The sequence below is a fragment of the Kitasatospora sp. NPDC097643 genome (assembly GCF_040302625.1).
GTDB lineage: Bacteria > Actinomycetota > Actinomycetes > Streptomycetales > Streptomycetaceae > Kitasatospora.
The window spans coordinates 24,478-45,252 of sequence record NZ_JBEOSA010000038.1 but is presented as its reverse complement, the minus strand read 5'-3'; the positions used below and the strand labels follow the sequence as shown (position 1 = coordinate 45,252).

Below are 20,775 nucleotides of genomic sequence, written 5' to 3'. Positions count from 1 at the left end.
GACATGACCACCTCGCAGCACGAGCGCACCACCCCGCGGCAGGACCGGACCGCCGCCTGGGAGGGCTTCCGGGGCGGACCCTGGCGGGACACCGTCGACGTCCGCGACTTCATCCAGCGCAACTACACCCCGTACGAGGGCGACGCCGCCTTCCTCACCGGCCCGACCGAGCGGACCCTCGACGTCTGGCGGCAGATCACCGACCGCTTCCCCGAGGAGCGCGCCAAGGGCGTGTACGACGTCGCGTACGACGTACCGTCCACCATCACCGCGCACGCGCCCGGCTGGATCGACCGCGGGCAGGAGCTGATCGTCGGCCTCCAGACCGACGCCCCGCTCAAGCGCGCGATCATGCCGAACGGCGGCTGGCGGATGGTCGCGGGCGCGCTGCGGACGTACGGCTACCCGGTCGACCCCCGGCTGGAGAAGATCTTCACCGAGTACCGCAAGACCCACAACGCCGGGGTGTTCGACGCCTACACCCCCGAGATCCGGGCCGCCCGCAAGGCCGGGATCATCACCGGCCTGCCCGACGCCTACGGACGCGGCCGGATCATCGGCGACTACCGCCGCGTCCCGCTCTACGGCGTGGACCGGCTGATCGAGGCGAAGACCGCCGAGAAGGCGGAGCTCGACCCCGCTCCCACCGACCCGGCCCGCCTCGAGGAGACCATCCGCGAACGCGAGGAACTCGCCGAGCAGATCCGGGCGTTGGGCGAGCTCAAGGAGATGGCCTCGGCGTACGGGTACGACCTCTCGGGCCCGGCCTCGACCGCCCGCGAGGCGATCCAGTGGCTGTACTTCGCGTACCTCGCGGCGGTCAAGGAGCAGAACGGCGCGGCCATGTCGCTCGGCCGCACCTCCACCTTCCTCGACGTCTACCTCCAGCGCGACCTGGCCGCAGGAGACCTGACCGAGCGTCAGGCCCAGGAGTTGGTGGACGACTTCGTCATCAAACTGCGGATCGTCCGGTTCCTGCGCACCCCCGAGTACGACGAGTTGTTCTCCGGGGACCCGACCTGGGTCACCGAGTCGATCGGCGGGATGGGCGCGGACGGCCGGACCCTCGTCACCCGGACCTCCTTCCGCTACCTACAGACCCTGTTCAACCTGGGCCCGGCCCCCGAGCCGAACATGACCGTCCTCTGGTCGCCCCGACTCCCCAGGGGCTTCAAGGAGTTCTGCGCCCGGGTGTCGATCGACACCTCCTCGGTGCAGTACGAGTCGGACGAGCTGATCCGCCCGCGCTTCGGCGACGACACCGCGATAGCCTGCTGCGTCTCCGCGATGGAGGTCGGCAAGCAGATGCAGTTCTTCGGCGCCCGGGTCAACCTCGCCAAGACCCTGCTCTACGCGATCAACGGCGGCCGGGACGAGCAGTCCGGCGAGCAGGTCGGCCCGGCCACCGCACCGGTCGGCGACGGCCCGCTCGACTACGACGAGGTGCTGGCCCGCTTCGACGAGCAGTTGGAGTGGCTCGCCGGGACGTACGTCCACGCGCTCAACGTGATCCACTACATGCACGACCGGTACGCCTACGAGCGGATCGAGATGGCCCTGCACGACCGGGACGTCCGGCGCACGATGGCCTGCGGCATCGCCGGGCTCGCGGTGGCTGCCGACTCGCTGGCGGCGATCAAGTACGCGAAGGTCACCCCGGTGCGGGACGGGACCGGGCTGGTCACCGACTACCTCGTCGAGGGCGAGTACCCGGCGTACGGCAACAACGACGACCGGGCCGACCGGATCGCCGTCCGGCTGGTCGAGGACTTCATGGCGAAGGTGCGCAAGTACCCCACCTACCGGGGCGCCGAACACACCCAGTCCGTCCTGACCATCACCTCCAACGTCGTCTACGGCAGGAAGACCGGCAACACCCCGGACGGCCGCCGGGCCGGCGAGCCGTTCTCCCCCGGCGCCAATCCGATGAACGGCCGCGACACCCACGGCTACGTCGCCGGCGCGCTGTCCGTCGCCAAACTGCCCTACCAGCACGCCGAGGACGGCATCTCGCTCACCAACACCGCCACCCCGGACGCTCTCGGCCGCTCGGCGGCGGAGCGGATCACCAACCTGGTCGGCGTGCTGGACGGCTACACCACCTGCCACGGCTTCCACATGAACGTCAACGTCCTCAACCGGGACACCCTCCTGGACGCCATGGCCCACCCGGAGAAATACCCGCAGCTGACCATCCGGGTCAGCGGCTACGCGGTCAACTTCGTCCGCCTCACCCGTGAACAGCAGCTCGACGTGCTCGGCCGCACCTTCCACGACGCGCTGTAGCCCCGCCACCCACCACCCGCTCGCGGTGCCGGCGCCTCCCCGACCACGGGCGCCGGCACCGCGCCTCGCCCCGCCCCGCCCCGCCCCGCCCCGCCCCGCCTCGCCTCGCCGAAGGAGTCCCATGGCCGTCACCACCCCACCCCCGGTCACCGGGATGCTGCATTCCTGGGACCTCTCCACCGGCGTGGACGGCCCCGGCACCCGGTTCGTCACCTTCCTGGCCGGCTGCCCGCTGCGCTGCCTGTACTGCCACAACCCGGACACCCGCACCATGCGGCACGGCCGGTCCTGCTCGGCCGACGAGATCGTGCGCGAGGCGGCCAAGTACACCGACTTCATCCACGCCTCCGGAGGCGGCGCCACCATCAGCGGTGGTGAACCGCTCCTCCAGCCCGCCCTCACCGCCGAACTGCTGCACCGGTTCCGGCACGAACTCGGCCTGCACACGGCCCTGGACACCTCCGGCTTCCTCGGCGCGCGCGCCACCGACGCGCTGCTCGCCGACACCGACCTCGTCCTCCTGGACATCAAGTCCTGGGGCCCCGCGCGCTACCGGCACCTGACCGGGCAGGAGCTCGCCCCCACCCTGGACTTCGCCCGCCGACTGGCCGACCTCGGCACCGAGGTCTGGGTCCGCTTCGTCCTCGTCCCCGGCCTGACCGACCCCGCCGAGAACATCGAGGGCGTCGCCGCCTTCACCGCCTCGCTCGGCAACGTCACCCGGGTCGACGTCCTGCCCTTCCACAAGCTCGGCGCCGCCAAGTGGCGCGCCCTCGGCCTCGACTTCCCGCTCGCCGACACCCCGGTGCCCACCCCCGACCAGACCGCCGAGGCCCGGGCCGTCTTCGCCGCCCACGGCCTGCATACGCTCTGAGGCCGCCACGGCCACGGCTGCCGCGCCCGGCCCGCTCGGCCGGGCGCCGTGCTCCCCGGGGACCGCCCGGCGCTCGCGCCCGCCCCGCCCCGGGCGCAGGCTGGAGACACGCCCTGCGCACCACCCTGCGGTCGTACCGCCCCCGCGACGGGGCGGTGCAGGTCGTTCCGACGAGGACGGGAGTGGGCGAATGCCTGGAAGCGATGACCGGACGGGCCGGGCCCTGGTCGCCGAGCTGGCCGCTCTCGTCCGGCTGGCGCACAGCGCCCTCCACGGTGCGACGGCCGTGCTGACCGATCCGGAGCGCGACGGCGGCGGGGTTCCGGTCGCGGAGAAGGCCCTGGCGGAGCTGCGGGCCCGGATCGAGGAGGACGCCGCCGAGGCGCCCGGTGGGCGGGCCGGCATCGTGGTCGGCGTCCACGTGGGCACCGAGGTGGAGTCCCTGGGGCAGCTCGCGCAGCGCCTGCTGGAGGCGGCCTGGGCGCGGCAGGAGCGGGAACCGGTCGCGGAACGGCTGCGGGCCCCGCTGCGCGGGATCGCGCACGCCGCGCTGGACCTCGTCGAACGGGCGGCCGCGGTCCTGGAGTCCGGTGAGCCCGCGGACGTCGCGGATCTGCTGGCGCAGCTCCAGGAGGTCGGCCAGCGGCAGCGGCTGCTGTACGAGCTGCTGATCCGCGAGGACGTCGCGGACCCGGTCGACACCGCCGACCTCGTTCTGCTGTCCTGCTGCTACCAGCAGTGCGCCGCCCACGCCGGCTCGATCGCCCGGTACGCCGTGCTGTTCTCCCACGCAGCGGTCTGAAGCCGGCGGGGTGGCCACCCCGCCGGCTACGGGAGGCCTGCGACGGCGGTCGCCGCCAGCAGGAAGCGCCGGGTGGGTTCGTGCAGCACCAGGCCCCGGTCGGTGACCAGCATCGGCCCCAGGACGGGGTCGGCCGCGAGCGCCGCTGCCCGCGGTGTTCCCCGGTACAGGAGGCGGGTGAGCAGCGCCAGCACGTTGTGGGCGTAGGCGTGCGAGGCGGTGCCCGGCGCCTGCGCGGCCAGCTCCCCGGCGCCGATCACCGTCACCCCGGCACCGACCGGCGTGGTGGTGTCCGGCCGGGCGCCCTCGATGTTGCCGCCCTCCGGTTCGGCCGCCAGGTCCACCAGGACCGCGCCCGGCGGCATCGCCGCCACGGCCGCCGCGCCGAGCAGCACCGGGGGTGGGCCGTCGGGGCGGGTGAGGGCGGTGACCACGAGGTCGTGCCGACCGGCCGCCTCGGCGAGCCCGCCTGTCCAGGCGGAGCGCCGGTGGTCCAGGCTCTGCCACAACTCCCGGTCGTCCGCCACGGGGTGGAGGCCGGGCAGGTCCAGCAGATCGGCCCCCAGGGCGGTGGCCGCCGCACGCTCCCGGCGGCGGAGTTCGACCGCGTGCACGGGCGCGCCCAGACGGCGGGCCGTGTCGACGGCCTGGAGGCCCGCGTGGCCGGCGCCGACCACCAGCACCCGGACGGGGTCGAGCAGCCCGTCCGCCGTCCCCCAGGGCGGCAGGCAGCGGTCCAGCCGGGTGGCGGCGAGCAGGACCGCCCGGTAGCCGGCCACCCGGGACTGCGAGGCCTCGGCGTCCACGAGGTGGGCGGCGGGCGGTTCGGGCGGGGCCAGGTCGAGGCCGATCGCCGTCACCCCGCGGTCGGCCCACCGCCGGACCAGGTACGGGATCCGGTGCGGGCGCAGCATCGCGACGAGCACGAGCCCGGGGCGCAGCTCGCGGGCCGGGTCGACGCCCGGCGGGTGGATGCCGAGCAGCACGTCCGCCCGGCGCAGCAGGTCGGCGCGCCCGGTGACGGTGGCGCCCGCGGCGCGGTAGTCGGCGTCGCGGTGGCCGGCCCGGGTGCCGGCGCCGGACTCGACCAGGACCGTCGCCCCGAGGCGGCCGACGGCCGGGACCAGGTCGGGGACGAGGGCCACCCGGCGCTCGCCGGGTGCGCTCTCCCGGGGAACCCCTACCCTCGTGGTCGTCATCGCCGCCTCCCAGGTCGGCCGGCATCACCAGTATGTCCCGTTTGCCCGCCCGCTTCGCCCGGTCGATACTCGTGCGCGGGGCTACTCACGCACGGGCGCCGCAGGGCACGGCGGAGGGAGCCGGTCATGGCCTCCAGGGGTTGGCAGTTCTGGGTGGACCGGGGCGGGACCTTCACCGACGTGGTCGCGCTGGCCCCCGACGGCCGGCTGCTGACCCACAAGCTCCTCTCGCACGACCCGGCCCGCCACCGCGACCCCGCCGTGGCCGGGATCCGCGCCCTGCTCCCCCCGGACGCGCACATCGACTCCGTGCGGATGGGCACCACGGTGGCCACCAACGCCCTCCTGGAGCGCACCGGCGCGCCGACCGCCCTGGTCATCACCCGCGGTTTCGCGGACGCACTGCGGATCGGCTACCAGAACCGGCCGCAGATCTTCGCCCGCGAGATCACCCTGCCCGAGCCGTTGTACGCCCGGGTGGTCGAGGTGGACGAGCGGATCACCGCGGACGGAACGGTGCTGCGCCCGCCCGATCTGGAGCAGCTCGCCGAGGAGTTGCGCGGATGCCTGCGCGACGGCATCCGCTCCCTCGCCGTGGTCTGCCTGCACAGCTACCTGCACCCCGCCCATGAGCGGGCGATCGGCCGCCTCGCCGGTCGACTCGGCTTCACCCAGGTGTCGTTGTCCAGCGAGGCGAGCCCGCTGATGAAGCTGGTGCCGCGCGGGGACACCGCCGTCGTCGACGCCTACCTCTCCCCCGGGCTGCGCCGCTACGTCCGGCAGGTGTCCGACGAACTGGCCGGTGTGCGACTGATGTTCATGCAGTCGAACGGCGGGCTGGCCGAGGCCGGGCACTTCCGGGGCAAGGACGCGATCCTCTCCGGCCCGGCCGGCGGCATCGTCGGCATGGTGCGGATGTCCCGACTGGCGGGCCACGAGCGGGTGATCGGCTTCGACATGGGCGGCACGTCCACGGACGTGTCGCACTACGCGGGCGAGTACGAGCGGGTGGTGACCACCCTGGTCGCCGGGGTGCGGCTGCGGGCGCCGATGCTGGCCATCCACACCGTCGCGGCGGGCGGCGGCTCGGTGCTGCGCTTCCAGGCCGGACGCCTCCGGGTCGGCCCGGACTCGGCCGGAGCGGATCCCGGGCCCGCCTGCTACCGGCGCGACGGGCCGCTCACCGTCACCGACGCCAACCTGCTGCTCGGCCGGATCCAGGCGGCACACTTCCCGCACGTCTTCGGACCGGACGGCGATCAGCCGCTCGACCTCGATCTGACGAAGCGTCAGTTCGGTGAGCTGGCCCGGGAGATCGGCGACATGTCGGCGGAGCAGGCAGCCGAGGGCTTCCTGCGCGTCGCCGTCGGGAACATCGCCAACGCCGTCAAGCGGATCTCCGTCCAGCAGGGCCATGACGTCACCCGCTACGCGCTGACCACCTTCGGCGGCGCGGGCGGCCAGGTCGCCTGCCAGGTGGCCGAGGCGCTGGGCATCCGGACCGTCCTGGTCCCGCCGATGGCCGGGGTGCTGTCCGCCCTCGGCATCGGCCTCGCCGACACCACCGTCCTGCGCGAGCACGCCGTCGAACGGCCGCTGGCGGAGAAGGAGATGGCCGCCGTACGCGCCCTCGCCGACGAACTGGCGGCGGCCGCCACCGCCGAGCTGCTCGACCAGGGCACCCCGCCCGAACGGATCCGGCTGACCCACCGGGCCCGGCTGCGCTACCAGGGCACCGACACCACCCTCGCCGTCCGACTGGGCGACGTCGCCGCGATGACCGGTGAGTTCGAGGAACGACACCGCGCCACGTACTCCTTCCTGATGAACCGTCCGCTGGTGATCGAGGCCCTCGCCGTCGAGGGCACCGGGCTCTCCGAGCAGCCGGAGCTCAACCCGCCCACTGCCACTGCCACTATTGAGCCGCACACCGTCCCGCTCTTCACCAGCGGCTCCTGGCGACAAGTCCCGCTGCTGGAACGGGAGTCCATGCGACCCGACGACACCGTCACCGGCCCGGCCGTGATCGCCGAGGCCAACGCCACCACCGTCGTCGACGATGGCTGGCAGGCCGCCATGACGCCGACCGGACACCTGCTCGTCGAACAGGTCCGCGCGACCGTCGAGGAGAGCGTCCCCACCGCCGCCGACCCCGTCCTCCTGGAGGTCTTCAACAACCTCTTCATGGCCATCGCCCAACAGATGGGCGCGCGGCTGGAGTCCACCGCCCAGTCCGTCAACATCAAGGAACGGCTCGACTTCTCCTGCGCGCTCTTCGACCCGCACGGCAACCTGGTCGCCAACGCCCCGCACATCCCCGTCCACCTCGGCTCGATGGGCACCACCGTCAAGGAGGTGATCCGCCGGCGCGGCCCGCACCTGCGCCCCGGCGACACCTACGCCGTCAACGACCCGTACCACGGCGGCACCCACCTGCCCGACATCACCGTGGTCACCCCGGTCTTCGACCCCGCCGGGCAGGACATCCGGTTCTTCGTCGCCTCCCGCGGCCACCACGCCGAGATCGGCGGCATCACCCCCGGATCGATGCCCGCCGCCAGCCGCGCGATCGAGGAGGAGGGCGTGCTCTTCGACAACTGGCCGCTGGTGGTGGACGGCAGGCTGCGCGAGGCGGAGACGGTACGGCTGCTCACCGGGGCCCGGTACCCGTCCCGCGACCCGGCCACCAACCTCGCCGACCTGCGGGCCCAGATCGCCGCCAACCGCAAGGGCGTCGACGAGGTCAACGCGATGATCGACCACTTCGGGCTCGACGTCGTCCAGGCCTACATGCGCCACGTCCAGGACAACGCGGAACAGGCCGTCCGCCGGGCCATCGACGGCCTCGCCGACGGCTCCTACCGGTACGAGACGGACTCCGGCGCCGTGATCGCCGTCTCGGTCCGGGTCGACCGCGAACGGCGCACCGCCACCATCGACTTCACCGGCACCTCGGCCCAGCTCGACAGCAATCTCAACGCCCCCTCCGCCGTCGTCACCGCCGCCGTCCTGTACGTCTTCCGCACCCTCGTCGACGAGGACATCCCGCTCAACGACGGCTGCCTGCGGCCGCTGCGGATCACCGTCCCGCCCGGCTCGATGCTCGCGCCGGTCCACCCCGCCGCCGTCGCCGCCGGCAACGTCGAGACCTCGCAGGCCATCACCGGCGCGCTCTACGCCGCCCTCGGCGTCCAGGCGGAGGGCTCCGGCACCATGAACAACCTCAGCTTCGGCAACGAGCACCACCAGTACTACGAGACCATCGCCTCCGGCTCCGGCGCCGGCCCCGGCTACCACGGCGCCGACACCGTGCAGACCCACATGACCAACTCCCGGCTCACCGACCCGGAGGTGCTGGAGTGGCGGCTGCCCGTCCTCGTCGAGGAGTTCGCGGTCCGCCCCGGCAGCGGCGGCGAGGGCCGCTGGCACGGCGGCAACGGGGCGCTGCGCCGGCTGCGCTTCCGCGAGCCGATGACCGTCAGCCTGCTCACCGGCCACCGCTGCGTCCCCCCGTACGGCCTGTCCGGCGGCTCACCCGGCGCCCTCGGCGTCAACCGCGTCCTGCGCACCGACGGCAGCAGCGAGACCCTGCCCGGCTGCGGCAGCGCCGAGCTCGCGGCCGGCGACGCCCTGGAGATCCGCACCCCGGGCGGCGGCGGGTACGGTGCGACCGACCGGCCCCACGACGATCCGCCCCACGACGAGCGGCCGCACGACGACCGGCCCCAGTGATCGTCCCGGTCGGGGCACCCCGCCCCGGGCCCGCTCCCGCCGTGACGGCGGGTCCGGGCCGGGCACTCCGGGTGACTGCCACCTGCCGGAACGCGCACGCGTCCGGTTGCGGCGGCCAGCGGGACGGGGCGTCATGGCAGGAGGATCCGCGCCGGCCTCCCCGGGGAGGCGGTGCGGCGCCGTTCCCTGGCCACCCGAGAGTGTCGGAGACCTCCGTGCAGACCGTGCGCACCTCGCAGCAGATCACCCACGACGTCATCGCCTACCTGGAGCCCGCGCTGCGGGCGGCCGCGGCCCGGCTCGACGAGCCGGTCCGGCGGATGACGGAGTACCACTTCGGGTGGATCGACGCCGAGGGCCACCCGACCACCCCGGTCGGCTTCCGGCGGCGGCCCGCGCTGGTCGCCCTGCTGTGCGCGGGGAGCAGCCCGCAGGCGTGGGACGCGGCCCGGACGGCCGCCGTCGCCGGCACGCTGATGTCGGCCGCCGGGACCGTCCACGACGACATCATCGACCGGGAGATGGTCCGCAAGGGCCGGCCGACCCTCTGGGCGGCCTTCGGCGTACCGGCCGCCATCCAGGTCGGGGTCGCCCTGCACTGCCTGGCGTTCGAGCTGCTCGCCGAGGAGGGCGACCAGGTCTCCACCGAGCTGATCCGCCGGGCCGCCCGCGCCATCCGGGAGTGCTGCTCGGGGCAGGTTCGCGACCTGGAGGCGGAGGGCACCTCGCGGATGAGCCTGGAGCTCTCGCTGGAACTGCTGGAGAGCACGATCGCCCTCCCCACCGCCGGGGTCTGCCTCGCCGGCGCCCTGGTGCGCGGCGCCGGCTCGGACGAACTGGCCGCGGCCGAGCGGCTCGGCTACCACGCCGGGATGGCCCTGGCGTTCTTCGACGACTGGGAGGGGGTCTGGGGCACCTCCCGCGACGCCCTCGAAGACCAGCTGGCCGACCTGCGGCGCCGTAAGTCCCGGGCGTTCGCCGCGGTCGCCCTCCGGTCCGAGGGACCGGCCCGCGACCAGCTCGCCGCCTTCTACGACGACACCGCCGAACCGACCCTCGACCAGCTCCGGCAGGTCGCCGACCTCATCGAGGAGTGCGGCGGCCGTACCTGGCTGGAGGAGCGGATCCGGGAACACATCCGGCTGGCCCACGCCGTCCTGCCGCAGGCCGTCCCGGACCCGGTCGCGCAGGCCGAGCTCGCCGCGTTCGTCGCCGCCATCGCCGACGAACTGCCCTGACCGGCGGCCCGGGGCCGGGCGGGCCGGGCCGGGTGGTGCGGGCCGCCGGTCAGTCCTCGATCTCCTCGATCCGCCGTCCGTCCACCCAGGCCGACCAGCCGTTGGAGCAGACGATGTGCGCCCAGGCCCCGGCCCGTTCGAGCACTTGCAGCTCCACCCTCGCGTCGATCCTGGTGACGGCCGTGAGCGCCGGGTCGGGTGCGACCCAGGCGGACATGCCGCCGGACGGGACGCGGTGCGTGGGGCGGAAGACCGGCCCGACGGTGGTCGTCGGGGGCGGGCCGGCCGGCGCGGGCTGCCGGCCGGGCTGCTCGGTCACCCCCACCTCGGGCGCCGCCACCTCGGTCACGCCCGCCTCGGCCACCGCCACCTCGGTCACCGCCACCTCGGTCACCGGCGCCGCCTTCGGGCGGTAGACCTCGTCCGGCAGCGCCAGCTCCGGGATCGGCCGCAGGAACTCGGCGGCCAGGTTGCACGCCGCCACGACCCCGAGCGCCCGGAGGCCGAACCGGACGGCCGACCAGTCCTGCCCGGCCCGGGTGAGGCCCTGGCTGGCCAGGGCCCAGACCGTCGGCTCGGTCACCACGAACAGCACCATGTCCTCCTGCGCCACCGGCCGGCCCGCCTCGTGGCCGGTCACCTGGACGTCGTGCAAGGAGAGCAGGCTGATCCAGGTGAACAGGGTGCCCGCGAAGGTCGCCAGCGTGAGCCCGAGTTCGTAGGCCTGCGGATCGCCCGTCCCGGCCGGTTCGAGGTGTCCGGCCGCCGCGTACCGGCGCAGTTCCCGTTCGGCGGCGGCGGCGGTGACCTGGGGCAGGAGCGTGCCGGTCCGCCCGCCGGGGTGCAGCTGGGCGGCGAACAGTTCCGCGACGGCGTGGCTGATCCAGCGCCGGTCGGCCACCCGCAGGGCGTCCTGCTGCGCCTCCAGGACGTCCGTCAGCGAGACGGTGACCGGAGCCGGCTGCTGCCGCCGCCCGGCGAAGGAGCGGAAGAAGGCGGTCTTGTAGGCGTCGACCAGCAGCAGCAGGAAGGCCAGCTGCTCGGCCGTCAGCTCCTCCACCGCCGTCGGCAGCGGCATCGGCTGCCCGTTGGAGAACTGCACCTGGAGCTGCACCCACCAGGCGAGGTCCTGCGGCGCGAAAGGGGCCATCAGCTCGTACCCGCCGCCCGACCCGGGCCGCAGGCCGACGAAGACGTCCTCGGCCCGGTGGGAGGCGTACAGCCGGCACTGCGTCGGCGCGCTGTCGAACAGGGCGCTGCGGGCGTCCACCACCCGGTCCGGGACGGCGAGCGGGAGCAGCGCGGCCCGTACGGTGGCGGTGGGCAGCCCGGTGAACTCCCGGAGCAGCTCGCCGACTTCGCGCACCGGCTCGGGGCCGCCGGGGTCCGGGGCGGCCAGGTCGGGCAGCGGTGACAGCACACCGGGCTCGGGCAGCCCCAGGTGCCGGGCCAACGGCGCGAATTCGGCCCGGCGGAGGCGGATGGTGCGGGCCAGGCCGCCCGGTGAGGAGCGGTCGGGCGCCCCGGCGGCGGTGCTGTCCGCAGCAACGGTGGTGTCCCCGACGATGGTGGTGTCCGCGGCGGCGGCGGTGCCGGTGGCTTCGGTGTCCATGGCTCAGGTCCCTTCCGGCGGCGCGGTTCCCGGTCCGGAGCCGGCCACGATGCCGCGGGCCGCCGGGGCCGCCGCCGCGCCGACCGCCTTCGCGACGTGGGCGCCGGCGTCGCCGAGGCCGGGGCCGGGCAGGGCGTGGAAGGCCGGGGCGGCGGGCCCGGTCTGCTTGATGACGGCCGTCAGGTTGGAATCGACCTGCTGGGCCAGGCCGTTGATCGAGGTGCCGAACTTCTGCTGGGAGAGCAGCTCCATCTGGGTCGGGGTGTAGACGCCCTTGCCGCAGTCGCCGAGGAAGGCCTTCATGTCCAGGACCCGCTGGTAGGCGGCCGGGTCGGCGCCCTTGTAGTACATGAGCGGTTCGAGCTTGGTGGAGATGTCCTTGGCGACGCCCCGGGCGGTCTCCTGGAGCCCGCTGCCCGGGCTCAGCTCATGCGGTTTCATGTTCATGTACGACTTGTAGGTGGTCACCGACCCGGTCTGCTCGGCCCACTTGGGGTCGGGCGGGTAGTCGAGGGCGTTGTTCTTGAGCACCGGGAGGTCCTGGTAGGCCTCCGGGTGCTTGCTCTGGGTGACGGCCTGGAGCGCCTTGCCCGCGTCCTGGTCGCCGGTGGCGCCGGCGTACGCCTTGTTGTACGCCTGCTGGAAGGCGTCATTGGCCTTGGGGGCGCTCACCGGCACGCCGTTTTGCTCCAGTTGGGAGGTGCCCTTGAACTGTTTGAGCTCCTCCAGCAGGTCGTCGGCCCGCGGCGAGGTGGGCGGGACCTTCTCCAACTGCGCGAGGGTCTGGCGGTAGGCCATCTGGTTGAGGGCGAGGTCCCGGTCCATCCCGACGGTGCCCATGCTCTTGGCGTTGCGCAGGTCGATCAGGTCCCCGGTGGTCAGTGGCCGTCCGCCCCTGGTGAATCCCTGCGCGTTGAGGGCGGCGACGGTGTCCTCCTGGGCCTTGGCCAACACCGGGTTGATGGCGTTGGCGTACTCGCCCTGGACCTCAGTGGTCGCGGTCTTCAGGGTGGCCTTGGCCTGGTAGCTGGAGTTGATCGCGATCGCCTTCTGCTGGAGCGCCTGCTGGGCCGCCGCGATCTGGTCCGCACCGGCCCCCTGCGCCCGCAGGCCGCGCAGGTCCTCGGCCATCTGCCGGAACTCCTCCGCCGCCTTCTGCCCGGCGGCCTGCTCGGCGCGGTAGGCGGCGTCGGTGGCGGCCGTGGCCGTCGGCACCGGGCCGGGCGGGTACTGGCCGGGCGGCGCCTGGCCCTTCAGCTTGCTCAGCGCGGAGCTCTCGGTCGCCGCCTCGGTCGCCGCCGGGCCGATGTTGCCCAGACCGAGCCCGTGCAGCCCGACCGCGTTGCCGAGGTCCTGGACGAAGGCGAGCGCGATCGCGCCCCGGCCGGCCTGCGGGGCCGGGCTGTTCGGGTCGATCACCTGGCCGATGGTGGCCTGGTAGGCGGCCTGGAGGGTGTTGATCGGCAGCACCGCGTTGGCCGCGCCGAGCAGGGCCTTGCCGATCCCGCCCTCCTCGTAGCCGACGCCGAAGCCCTGGACGGCGTTGCGGCCCACCATGAACGCCCCGAGCTGGGCCGCCCCGGCGGCGGTCAGCGGCACCGCGAACGGGGCCAGCAGAATCTCCGTGGCGATGGCGACGTGCTGCACCCGGGTGGCGCCGGCCGCGTGCTCGTCGGCCGCGATCGACTCCAGCTGGGCCGCGGCCGCCTCCCGTTCCGACTGGCCCTGCGCCTGGTTGAACACGGCGGTGGTCAGCTGCCGCAGCGAGCTCTCGGTGTCGGTGCCCGGCGCGCCGGTCTCGATCCGCTGGAGCACCCGGTTGGCCGCCTCGAACCGGCCGGGCGGGAGCTGGTCGATGACGTTGCTGAGGTAGTTCTCGCGGGCCTCGATGCCGTCCAGCCGGTGGAGGTAGTCGGTGTAGTCCCGGTCGGCCTGGCTGCCGAGCTTCACGGCGGCGGTGAGCCTGTCCATGCCGCTGCTGCGGAACGACTCGCGCTGCTCGATCACCGAGGCGTCGGCGGCGGGGACCTTCCGCTCCAGCGCCTCGATGGTCTGCAGCTGGTCGGCGGTCAGGCCCCGGGCGGGGTCGACGCTCTCGTGGAGCGCCTGGAGCTGCTGCCAGTACGACGGGTCGTACATGTTGGCCCCGTCGAGCCGGCCGAGCCGGTCCCGGATCGCCTGGGCGGGGTCGGGTGCGGGAGGTACGGCCGGGGCGGTTGCGGGCATCGGGGGCAGGTCGGGCAGGAGCTGCGCGTCCCCGCCGGGCGGGACGTCGTAGGGCTGGTAGAGCTCGGCGGGCTCGGGGCCGGGCGGCAGCTCGGGCAGCGGTACCGGCTCCGCCGTGGGGAGCGGTGGGAGCGGTCCGGCGTCCACCGGGAGCGGCGGCTGCCCGCTGGGCAGGGTCAGCGGCGGGTCCGCCAGCCCCTGGGCGTGGCGCCAGTTGAGGTACTGGTTGAACTCGGCGTCGGTGGGCGGGTCGGTGAAACCGGGGTGGGTGGCGCGCCAGCGCTGGAAGGCCGGGTCGTCCAGCAGCCCCTGGATCCAGTTGTTGATCGCCCGACGGTCGCTCTGGGGCATGCCCGGCTGCGGCTGCCAGGGCGGACCGCCGCCCCCGTCCGGACCGTCCTCGTCCGGACCGTCCTCGTCCGGACCGCCCCAACCCGGACCGCTGCCCGGCTCGCCCGCCAGCGAGCCGGCCAGGCTGCCGAGGAAGGAACCCAGGATCCCGCCCACCGCGGCCGCGGCCGCCCCGGCCCCGGCGTACCGCAGCACCGTGGCGCTGCCGCCGCAGCTCAGCCAGGCCTGGCCCTGGCATTCGGCCGATCCGCCGTCGTCGGCGTGGGCCGGGAATGCGTCGGTGAACCCGTGCAGCAGCAGCACGGTGCCGATGAGCAGCGCGAGGCAGGCGGCGGCGGGGGGTCGCGCACCGGCGCGGCCGACCAGGACGGCGGCCAGCGCGAGGGCGCCGGCCAGGCCGAACTTGACCGCGGTGTCGGTGACGAACGCGGCGACGATCAGCGCGGCCGCGGAGCCGAGCAGGCCCACCGTCATGCCGGTGACCCCGGTGATCCGGTGGCGGCGGGTCGGCGCGACCTGTTTGACCAGCGCCGACCAGATCCGGCGCAGGAACGTCGACACGATGCTCGCGAGCACGGTCGGCGCGCTCGCGAGCACCCCGACGGCGAGCACCGCCCCGGCCGCGGGCGGGACGACCTGGGCGGCCAGCAGCGCGACCGCCGCGCCCCACAGCAGGTGCACGGAGGCCGACCGGTCGCCCCGGACGAACGCGCCGAGCGTACGCGGCAGCCCGCGCAGGTCGGCGAGGAAGCGGGTGGTGCCGACGGCGTGCCAGTAGCCGAACACCCCGAACAGCACGGTGGTGAGCAGGCCCCAGAACAGCGCGCCCTGGAAGAAGTTGCCGTCACTGGTGGCCGGTGCGCCGTGCGGCACCTTCCGCCAGCCGCCGTAGCGGACGGCGATCAGCCAGACGTTCACGGCGTAGCCGATCAGGCCGCCGACCACCGCCCCGGTCACCGCGGACCAGACGTGCTCGCGCAGCCACCCGGGCAGCCGCCGGGCGACCTCGCCGGGGGTGGGGACGGTGCGCGGGGCGGTCGCGGTGGTCATCTCAGCGCTCCGGTCATCTCAGCGCTCCGTCCGGTCCACGATGACGAACCCGCCCGCGTACGGCTCCGCGGAGGTGCGCACCCGCAGGACGGCGTTGCCCCCGGAGGCGAAGCAGGCCGTGGTCGTGCTCCCGGGCTCCAGCCGTGGCGCGCCGACGGCGGCGGGCAGGGTGTACGGCACCAGGTCGCCGTTGTGCAGGCTCACGCAGCCGTACGCGGGCACCCGCAGGTACTGCGGATGGAACCGCCCGTCCAGCACCAGCGCGCTGGGGCCGGGGGCCACCCGCTCGCCGGCCCGGACGGCGGCCGGCGTGCTGAACGGCCGCTGCCAGAGCACCAGCGCCAGGAGGACGGCCAGCAGCGCGTAGGCGGTGGTGTGCGGCCCGACCTCGCGCAGCCGGCGGACGGTGCGCTCGGGGTCGGCGGCCAGTAGGCCGAGCGGCGCCCCGTAGGCCAGGTGCCCGGCGTAGGCGAGGGCGATCAGCCCCGGCCCGCGCAGCGCGTAGACACCCGCGACGGGGGACGCGACCGCCAGGGTCTCGATCATCAGTCCCCAGGCCAGGGCCCACTGCCAGCGCCGGCCGGCGGCGATGACGGCGTAGGCGATCCCGAAGCCGATGCCGGTGGCGAAGTGGAACGCCCAGCCGAGCAGTCCGGTGCGCGGGCTGGAGGACTCCGTGCCCAGGGCGAGCACGCCGTAGGTGTCGATCGGCGCGAAGAGCCGCACCCCGGCCAGTGCGAAGGGCACCCGGAACAGGTCGTAGCCGAAGGTGCCGAGCAGACCGCCGACGGTCCCGACCACGAGCGCGCGGTGCAGCCGGCCCGGGCGCGGGCGGCGGGCGGTCGCCGCGCCGATGGCGGCCAGCAGCGCCAGGCTCGGCACGGTGACCGCCCAGAACCAGACGGCGAACGGCGTCAGTCCGTACGCCCAGGCCAGGACCGGGGTGACCGGGAGGAGCCCGAGAAGCACGCACAGGGCCCCGGCACCTCGCCCACCGAGCCCGGGACGGGCCCGGACCACTGGGCTGTCCACGGTCGAGGTGCGCTGCTCTCCTCGTGTCCGCTCCGCCATCTCGGGGATCCGATCCGACCTTCTCCTGCCACGATTCCACCGGCGGTTGACCACGGGCAACCGGTGCCCGGGCGCACGGCCCCGGGCTCACCTCACGACCCCGGGCTCACGGCGCCGGGCTCACGGCCCGAGCTCCCAGAGCCGGATCGTGCCGTCCGCGCTGCCCGAGACGGCGTGGCGGCCGTCCGGGGTGAACGCGACGGCGTTCACGTTCCCGGTGTGGCCCTCGAACCGGGCCGGGTCCCGGCCGTCGACCGGGTCGACCAGCCGGACCCGGTTGTCGCTGCCGAGCATGGCGACGAGGTCCGCGTCGTAGTAGTCGGTACCGCTTCCGGTCAGCAGCCACCGGCCGTCGGGTGACACCGCGAGGCAGAGCAGATTGCCCGTGCCGACCTCGAAGGAGCCGGTCTCCGCCCCCGTGACCACGTCCCACACGCGCAGCCGGCAGTCCATGGTGGTGGCGACGGCGAGACCACCCCGGGCCGCGAATCCGACGGCGGTGACGAAGAACAGCCCGTCACCGAACCGGCGCAGCTCGGTGCCGCCCGCCACGTCCCACAGCCGCACCTGGTCGGCGCCGAACGCGGTCTCGGCGGCACCGGACAGCAGCAGCCGACGGTCCGGGGAGAACGCGACGCCGGTGACGTCGGCGGTGTGCCCCGGGAAGCGCCGGAGCTCCTGACCGGTCGCCGGGTCCCAGCAGCGTACGGTGTGGTCCCCGCAGCCGGTGGCGACCAGTCGGCCCTCCGGCGAGAAGGTCGCGGACAGGCAGCCCTGCTCCTGCCCGTGGAAGCGGCGGAGTTCGGCCCCGGTGGCGGTGTCCCACAGGACCGCCGGGCCCCAGACTCCGCCGGACACGGCGAGCCGGCCGTCCGGGGAGAGGGCGACGCACTGCACCCCGTCCTGGTGCGCGGCCCACCTGCGGATCTCCGTGCCGGCCGCGAGGTCCCACAGCCGGAGCGTCCGGTCCTCGCTACCGGACAGGATCCGCAGGCCGTCGGCGGAGACCGCGAGGCAGGTCACCGGCGCGGTGTGGCCGGTGAGCACCGACGGGCCGGAGGGCGGGGCGGGTGGCGGGCCCGGCGGTGGACCGGGCGGTGGGCCGGACGGCGGGGTGTCGATACCTGGCATGGCGGCGCTCCAGCAGGAGGGAGGGACCCGCCCGCGACCACTGTCGACGCTACGCCTCCCCCGACCGGTCAGCCTGCCGCACCGGCGAGGCTACGCGGCTACGGGCGGACCCCGGTGCGCAACGGCAGCCGGCGCAGGGCGGCGTCGAGGGCTGCGGCCGGATCCGCGGGACCGGTGGCGCGCCAGGCGATGTGGCCGTCGGGGCGGACGAGGACGGCGCCGTCGGGGCCGGTTCCGGCGAGGGCGGCGAACTCGGGCCCGGGGTCGGCGTGGCGCAGCCCGGCGGTGCCGGCGGGCCGGCGCCAGGCGGGCGGGCCGAGCAGGATCCAGTCCCCGGCGGGCAGGTCGAGGGTGGAGCGCGTCCGGGCGGGGTCGGTCCAGGCGTGCGGGAGGCGGGTGCCGGGGCTGCCGTTGAGGTCGGTGGCGACGGGGTCCGCCGGGTCCGCCGCGTCGGGGAGGACGGCGGCGGAGCGGTAGCGGTCGCCGAGGCCGTGGGCGGCGGGGGTGGTCCAGTCGGGGTCGGGCGAGGGGCTGCCGGGGGTCATGGCCCGGGCGTTGGCACCCGAGGCGGCGACGGCGTGGACGGCGGCGGGGTGGCGTTCGTCCTGGTAGGTGTCCAGCAGGGTCTCGTCCGCGCGACCGCCGAGGACGACCCCGAGCTTCCAGACCAGGTTGTGGACGTCGGCGATGCCGGTGCTGGCGCCGCGGGCGCCGGCCGGGGGCATCTGGTGGGCCGCGTCGCCGGCGAAGAAGACCCGGCCCACGCGGAGCCGGTCGAGGGTGCGCTCGCGGGCCTCCCAGGGCAGCACGCTGACCACCTCGGGCTGGACGCCGGGCACCCCGAGGACGTCCCGCAGGATCTGCTCGCACCGCGCGGGCGGGTAGTCGGCGGGGCTCTCGACGGCCGGGTCGTAGCGCAGGTGGAAGGCCCAGCGGGTGCGGGCGTCGATGGCGGTGAGCATGCCTCGCACACCGTCGCGCGCGATCAGGACGACGCTGAACTCCCGCCCCTGGACGAGGTGTTCGAGGTCCGCGCGGAACAGGATGTTGAGCTGGTGCCCGTGGCTGGTGCCGTACGTGGAGGGGACTCCGAGCTCGTGGCGCAGCGCGCCGCCCGCGCCGTCGGCGGCGATCAGGTAGTCGGCGGTGACGGTCTCGGTGGCGCCGGTGGCCACGTCCGTCAGGTCGACGGCGAGGTGGTCGCCGCCGCGCCGCAGGCCGGTGCGCAGCGTGCCGAAGCGGATCTCGGCCGGGCGGCGGCGGGCCGCGGCCAGCAGGACGGGTTCGACGGCGTCGAGGGTCGCGCGGCGGCCGGTGGTCGGGCTCCAGCGGGCCATCGCGGCGGGGGCGAAGATGCTCTCGGGCCGGTCGCCGGGGTTCGGTCGGCGCGGGACGTCGGCGAGGGCGGTGGCGAGGTCGGGGCCGCGGTGCAGTCCTTCGGCACGGGCGAGTGGGGCGCCGGCTTCCCGGACGGCGTCCGCCACACCCAGTTCGCGGAAGATCTCCATCGCGCGGGCGTTGAGGCTGCGGGCGCGCGGGTGGTCGTGGGTGCCGGGGTGGGCCTCGACCAGGAGCGAGGGCACCCCGTGGTGGGAGAGGGCGAGGGAGGCGGTCAGGCCGACGATGCCGCCGCCGACGACGAGGACGGGGTGGTGCTTGCGGGTCTGCATGGGCTGTTCTCCGGTCGGGTGCTGAGGCGGGTTCAGGAGCGGGTGCGGGCGCGGGCGCCGGTGCGGGCGCCGGGCAGCAGCAGGGAGGCGAGTGCGCCGAGCAGGCTGAGCGCCGCGGCGGTGAGCAGCGCCGCGTGGGAGCCGGGCAGGAGAGCTGCTCCCGCGGCCGCGCCGGTGACGGACTGGGCGATGGCGCCGAGCAGGGCGAGGCCGAGGGCGCCGCCCAGTTGGCGGGAGGTGTTGAGCAGGCCCGAGGCGAGGCCGGCCTCCGCGGGCGGGACGGCGGCGGTGGCCGCCGTGGTGGCGGACATCAGCATCAGGCCGAGGCCGGATCCGATCAGCAGCAGCGGGCCGAGCAGGTCGACCGGGTAGCGGGCGTCGGCCGACCGGGTGGCGAGCCACAGCAGCCCGGCTGCCGCGACGGTGCCCCCGTACAGCGGCAGTCGGCGCGCCCCGGCGTCCAGCAGGCGCCGGGAGAGCAGCGCGGCCGCGGCCAGGCACCCGCCCATCGGCAGCATCGCCAGGCCGGTCTGCTGGGCGGAGTAGCCGAGGACCTGCTGCATCAGCTGGGAGACGAGGAAGAGCGACGCCGTCAGGCTCGAACCGAGCAGCAGGACGACGAGGTTCCCGGTCGGTACGCCGGGCAGCCGGAGGACCGGCAGGCGGACCAGCGGGTGCGCGCTGCGTGCCTCGATCCGGACGAAGGCGGCGAGCAGCAGGGCTGCCGCGGCGAGGGTGGCCAGGGTGGTGGGGGACGTCCAGCCGTTCTCGCCGCCGTGGGTGATGCCGAACAGGAGCAGGCCGACGCCGGTGGTCGAGACGAAGGCCCCGGGCAGGTCGAGGCGGCCGACGGAGCCGCAGCGGTCGGCGGGTTGCAGGCAGAGCTGGACGGCGGTCAGCAGGGCGATGCCGACGGGCACGTTGACGTACATCACCCAGCGCCAGCCCGCGTGTTCGGTGAGGACGCCGCCGAGCAGTACGCCGAGTGCGGCGGCCGAGGAACTCGAGGCGGCCCAGGCCGACATGGCGCGCCGGCGCAGCTCCGGCCGGTCGGCGGTGGCGGCGAGGACGACGCCGAGGGTCGAGGTCGCCAGTGCGGAGGCCCCCAATCCCTGGGCGGCGCGGGCGGCGATCAGGGCCGGGCCGCTGCCGGCCAGGCCGCCGAGGGCGCTGGCGGCGGTGAAGAGCAGCAGGCCCGCCTGGAGGGTGGCCCGGCGGCCGAAGAGGTCGCCGGCCCGGGCCGCGAGCAGCGTGCAGCCGCCGAGCACCAGCAGGTAGGCGTCCACCACCCAGCGGGCGGCGGCGGATCCGAGTCCGAGGTCGGCGCTCATGGCGGGCAGGGCCACGTTCACGATGGCGCCGTCCGTGACGACCATGAACGACGCGGTGCAGGCGATCGCGACCGCCGCCGCGACGGGCAAGCCGGGCCGCAGCAGGCGCGGCGGTCCGGGCGGCGGAGGGTCGGTGGGCGCGGGCGCGGTGGGCGGAGGGGGCGCGGCAGGGTTGCGCGCGGAGGACGGTGTGGACATGTCG

At 74.9% G+C, this 20,775-nt stretch carries 12 protein-coding genes; 5 read left to right on the top strand and 7 right to left on the bottom strand.

Going from position 1 to position 20,775, the window contains the following annotated elements; translation table 11 throughout:
* The first annotated feature begins 3 nt into the window (after positions 1–3).
* The 3 genes from pflB to ABTY15_RS23600 all read left to right on the top strand — a co-directional run bounded on the left by pflB (position 4) and on the right by ABTY15_RS23600 (position 3,962).
* A complete protein-coding gene (gene pflB / locus ABTY15_RS23610; RefSeq protein WP_350597939.1) occupies positions 4–2,286 on the top strand; it encodes a formate C-acetyltransferase in 2,283 nt (760 codons plus the stop codon).
* A gap of 121 nt (positions 2,287–2,407) precedes the next feature.
* Positions 2,408–3,160 (top strand): pyruvate formate-lyase-activating protein, encoded by a 753-nt coding sequence (gene pflA / locus ABTY15_RS23605; protein ID WP_350597931.1) that lies wholly within the window; start codon positions 2,408–2,410, stop codon positions 3,158–3,160.
* Between the two features lie 190 nt (positions 3,161–3,350).
* Positions 3,351–3,962, top strand: coding sequence for a hypothetical protein (locus ABTY15_RS23600; RefSeq protein ID WP_350597921.1), 612 nt, complete (start codon positions 3,351–3,353; stop codon positions 3,960–3,962).
* Between the two features lie 26 nt (positions 3,963–3,988).
* Here ABTY15_RS23600 and ABTY15_RS23595 read toward each other — a convergent pair whose 3' ends face one another.
* Positions 3,989–5,161: a Rossmann-fold NAD(P)-binding domain-containing protein gene (locus tag ABTY15_RS23595; protein ID WP_350597917.1), complete on the bottom strand. Its 1,173-nt coding sequence runs from the start codon at positions 5,159–5,161 to the stop codon at positions 3,989–3,991.
* Between the two features lie 126 nt (positions 5,162–5,287).
* Between ABTY15_RS23595 and ABTY15_RS23590 the strand changes: the two genes are divergently transcribed.
* The gene (locus ABTY15_RS23590) at positions 5,288–8,893 is read left to right on the top strand and encodes a hydantoinase B/oxoprolinase family protein (protein ID WP_350597912.1); all 3,606 of its coding nucleotides are present in this window, start codon (positions 5,288–5,290) and stop codon (positions 8,891–8,893) included.
* Positions 8,894–9,108: 215 nt separating this feature from the next.
* Positions 9,109–10,131 (top strand): polyprenyl synthetase family protein, encoded by a 1,023-nt coding sequence (locus ABTY15_RS23585; RefSeq protein ID WP_350597906.1) that lies wholly within the window; start codon positions 9,109–9,111, stop codon positions 10,129–10,131.
* Positions 10,132–10,180: 49 nt separating this feature from the next.
* On the opposite strand, the gene ABTY15_RS23580 is transcribed toward ABTY15_RS23585, so the two are convergent.
* From ABTY15_RS23580 to ABTY15_RS23555, 6 genes are all read right to left on the bottom strand, one after another.
* Positions 10,181–11,743 (bottom strand): amino acid adenylation domain-containing protein, encoded by a 1,563-nt coding sequence (locus ABTY15_RS23580; RefSeq protein WP_350597901.1) that lies wholly within the window; start codon positions 11,741–11,743, stop codon positions 10,181–10,183.
* A 3-nt stretch (positions 11,744–11,746) separates the two neighbouring features.
* The gene (locus ABTY15_RS23575) at positions 11,747–15,370 is read right to left on the bottom strand and encodes a hypothetical protein (RefSeq protein WP_350597897.1); all 3,624 of its coding nucleotides are present in this window, start codon (positions 15,368–15,370) and stop codon (positions 11,747–11,749) included.
* Between the two features lie 18 nt (positions 15,371–15,388).
* The gene (locus ABTY15_RS23570) at positions 15,389–16,339 is read right to left on the bottom strand and encodes a hypothetical protein (RefSeq protein WP_350597893.1); all 951 of its coding nucleotides are present in this window, start codon (positions 16,337–16,339) and stop codon (positions 15,389–15,391) included.
* A gap of 222 nt (positions 16,340–16,561) precedes the next feature.
* Positions 16,562–17,572, bottom strand: a complete 1,011-nt coding sequence (locus ABTY15_RS23565) for a WD40 repeat domain-containing protein (RefSeq protein ID WP_350597890.1) — start codon at positions 17,570–17,572, stop codon at positions 16,562–16,564.
* A 98-nt stretch (positions 17,573–17,670) separates the two neighbouring features.
* Complete coding sequence (locus tag ABTY15_RS23560) at positions 17,671–19,242, bottom strand: FAD-dependent monooxygenase (RefSeq protein WP_350597886.1); 1,572 nt, start codon at positions 19,240–19,242, stop codon at positions 17,671–17,673.
* Positions 19,243–19,274: 32 nt separating this feature from the next.
* Complete coding sequence (locus ABTY15_RS23555) at positions 19,275–20,771, bottom strand: MFS transporter (RefSeq protein WP_350597882.1); 1,497 nt, start codon at positions 20,769–20,771, stop codon at positions 19,275–19,277.
* Positions 20,772–20,775 lie beyond the last annotated feature (4 nt).

Excerpts from the sequence above, each read along its gene's own strand:
- pflB (WP_350597939.1), top strand. The coding sequence starts at position 4 with ATGACCACCTCGCAGCACGAGCGCACCACCCCGCGGCAGGACCGGACC.
- pflA (WP_350597931.1), top strand. The coding sequence starts at position 2,408 with ATGGCCGTCACCACCCCACCCCCGGTCACCGGGATGCTGCATTCCTGG.
- ABTY15_RS23600 (WP_350597921.1), top strand. The coding sequence starts at position 3,351 with ATGCCTGGAAGCGATGACCGGACGGGCCGGGCCCTGGTCGCCGAGCTG.
- ABTY15_RS23595 (WP_350597917.1), bottom strand. The coding sequence starts at position 5,161 with ATGACGACCACGAGGGTAGGGGTTCCCCGGGAGAGCGCACCCGGCGAG.
- ABTY15_RS23590 (WP_350597912.1), top strand. The coding sequence starts at position 5,288 with ATGGCCTCCAGGGGTTGGCAGTTCTGGGTGGACCGGGGCGGGACCTTC.
- ABTY15_RS23580 (WP_350597901.1), bottom strand. The coding sequence starts at position 11,743 with ATGGACACCGAAGCCACCGGCACCGCCGCCGCCGCGGACACCACCATC.
- ABTY15_RS23575 (WP_350597897.1), bottom strand. The coding sequence starts at position 15,370 with ATGACCACCGCGACCGCCCCGCGCACCGTCCCCACCCCCGGCGAGGTC.
- ABTY15_RS23565 (WP_350597890.1), bottom strand. The coding sequence starts at position 17,572 with ATGCCAGGTATCGACACCCCGCCGTCCGGCCCACCGCCCGGTCCACCG.
- ABTY15_RS23560 (WP_350597886.1), bottom strand. The coding sequence starts at position 19,242 with ATGCAGACCCGCAAGCACCACCCCGTCCTCGTCGTCGGCGGCGGCATC.
- ABTY15_RS23555 (WP_350597882.1), bottom strand. The coding sequence starts at position 20,771 with ATGTCCACACCGTCCTCCGCGCGCAACCCTGCCGCGCCCCCTCCGCCC.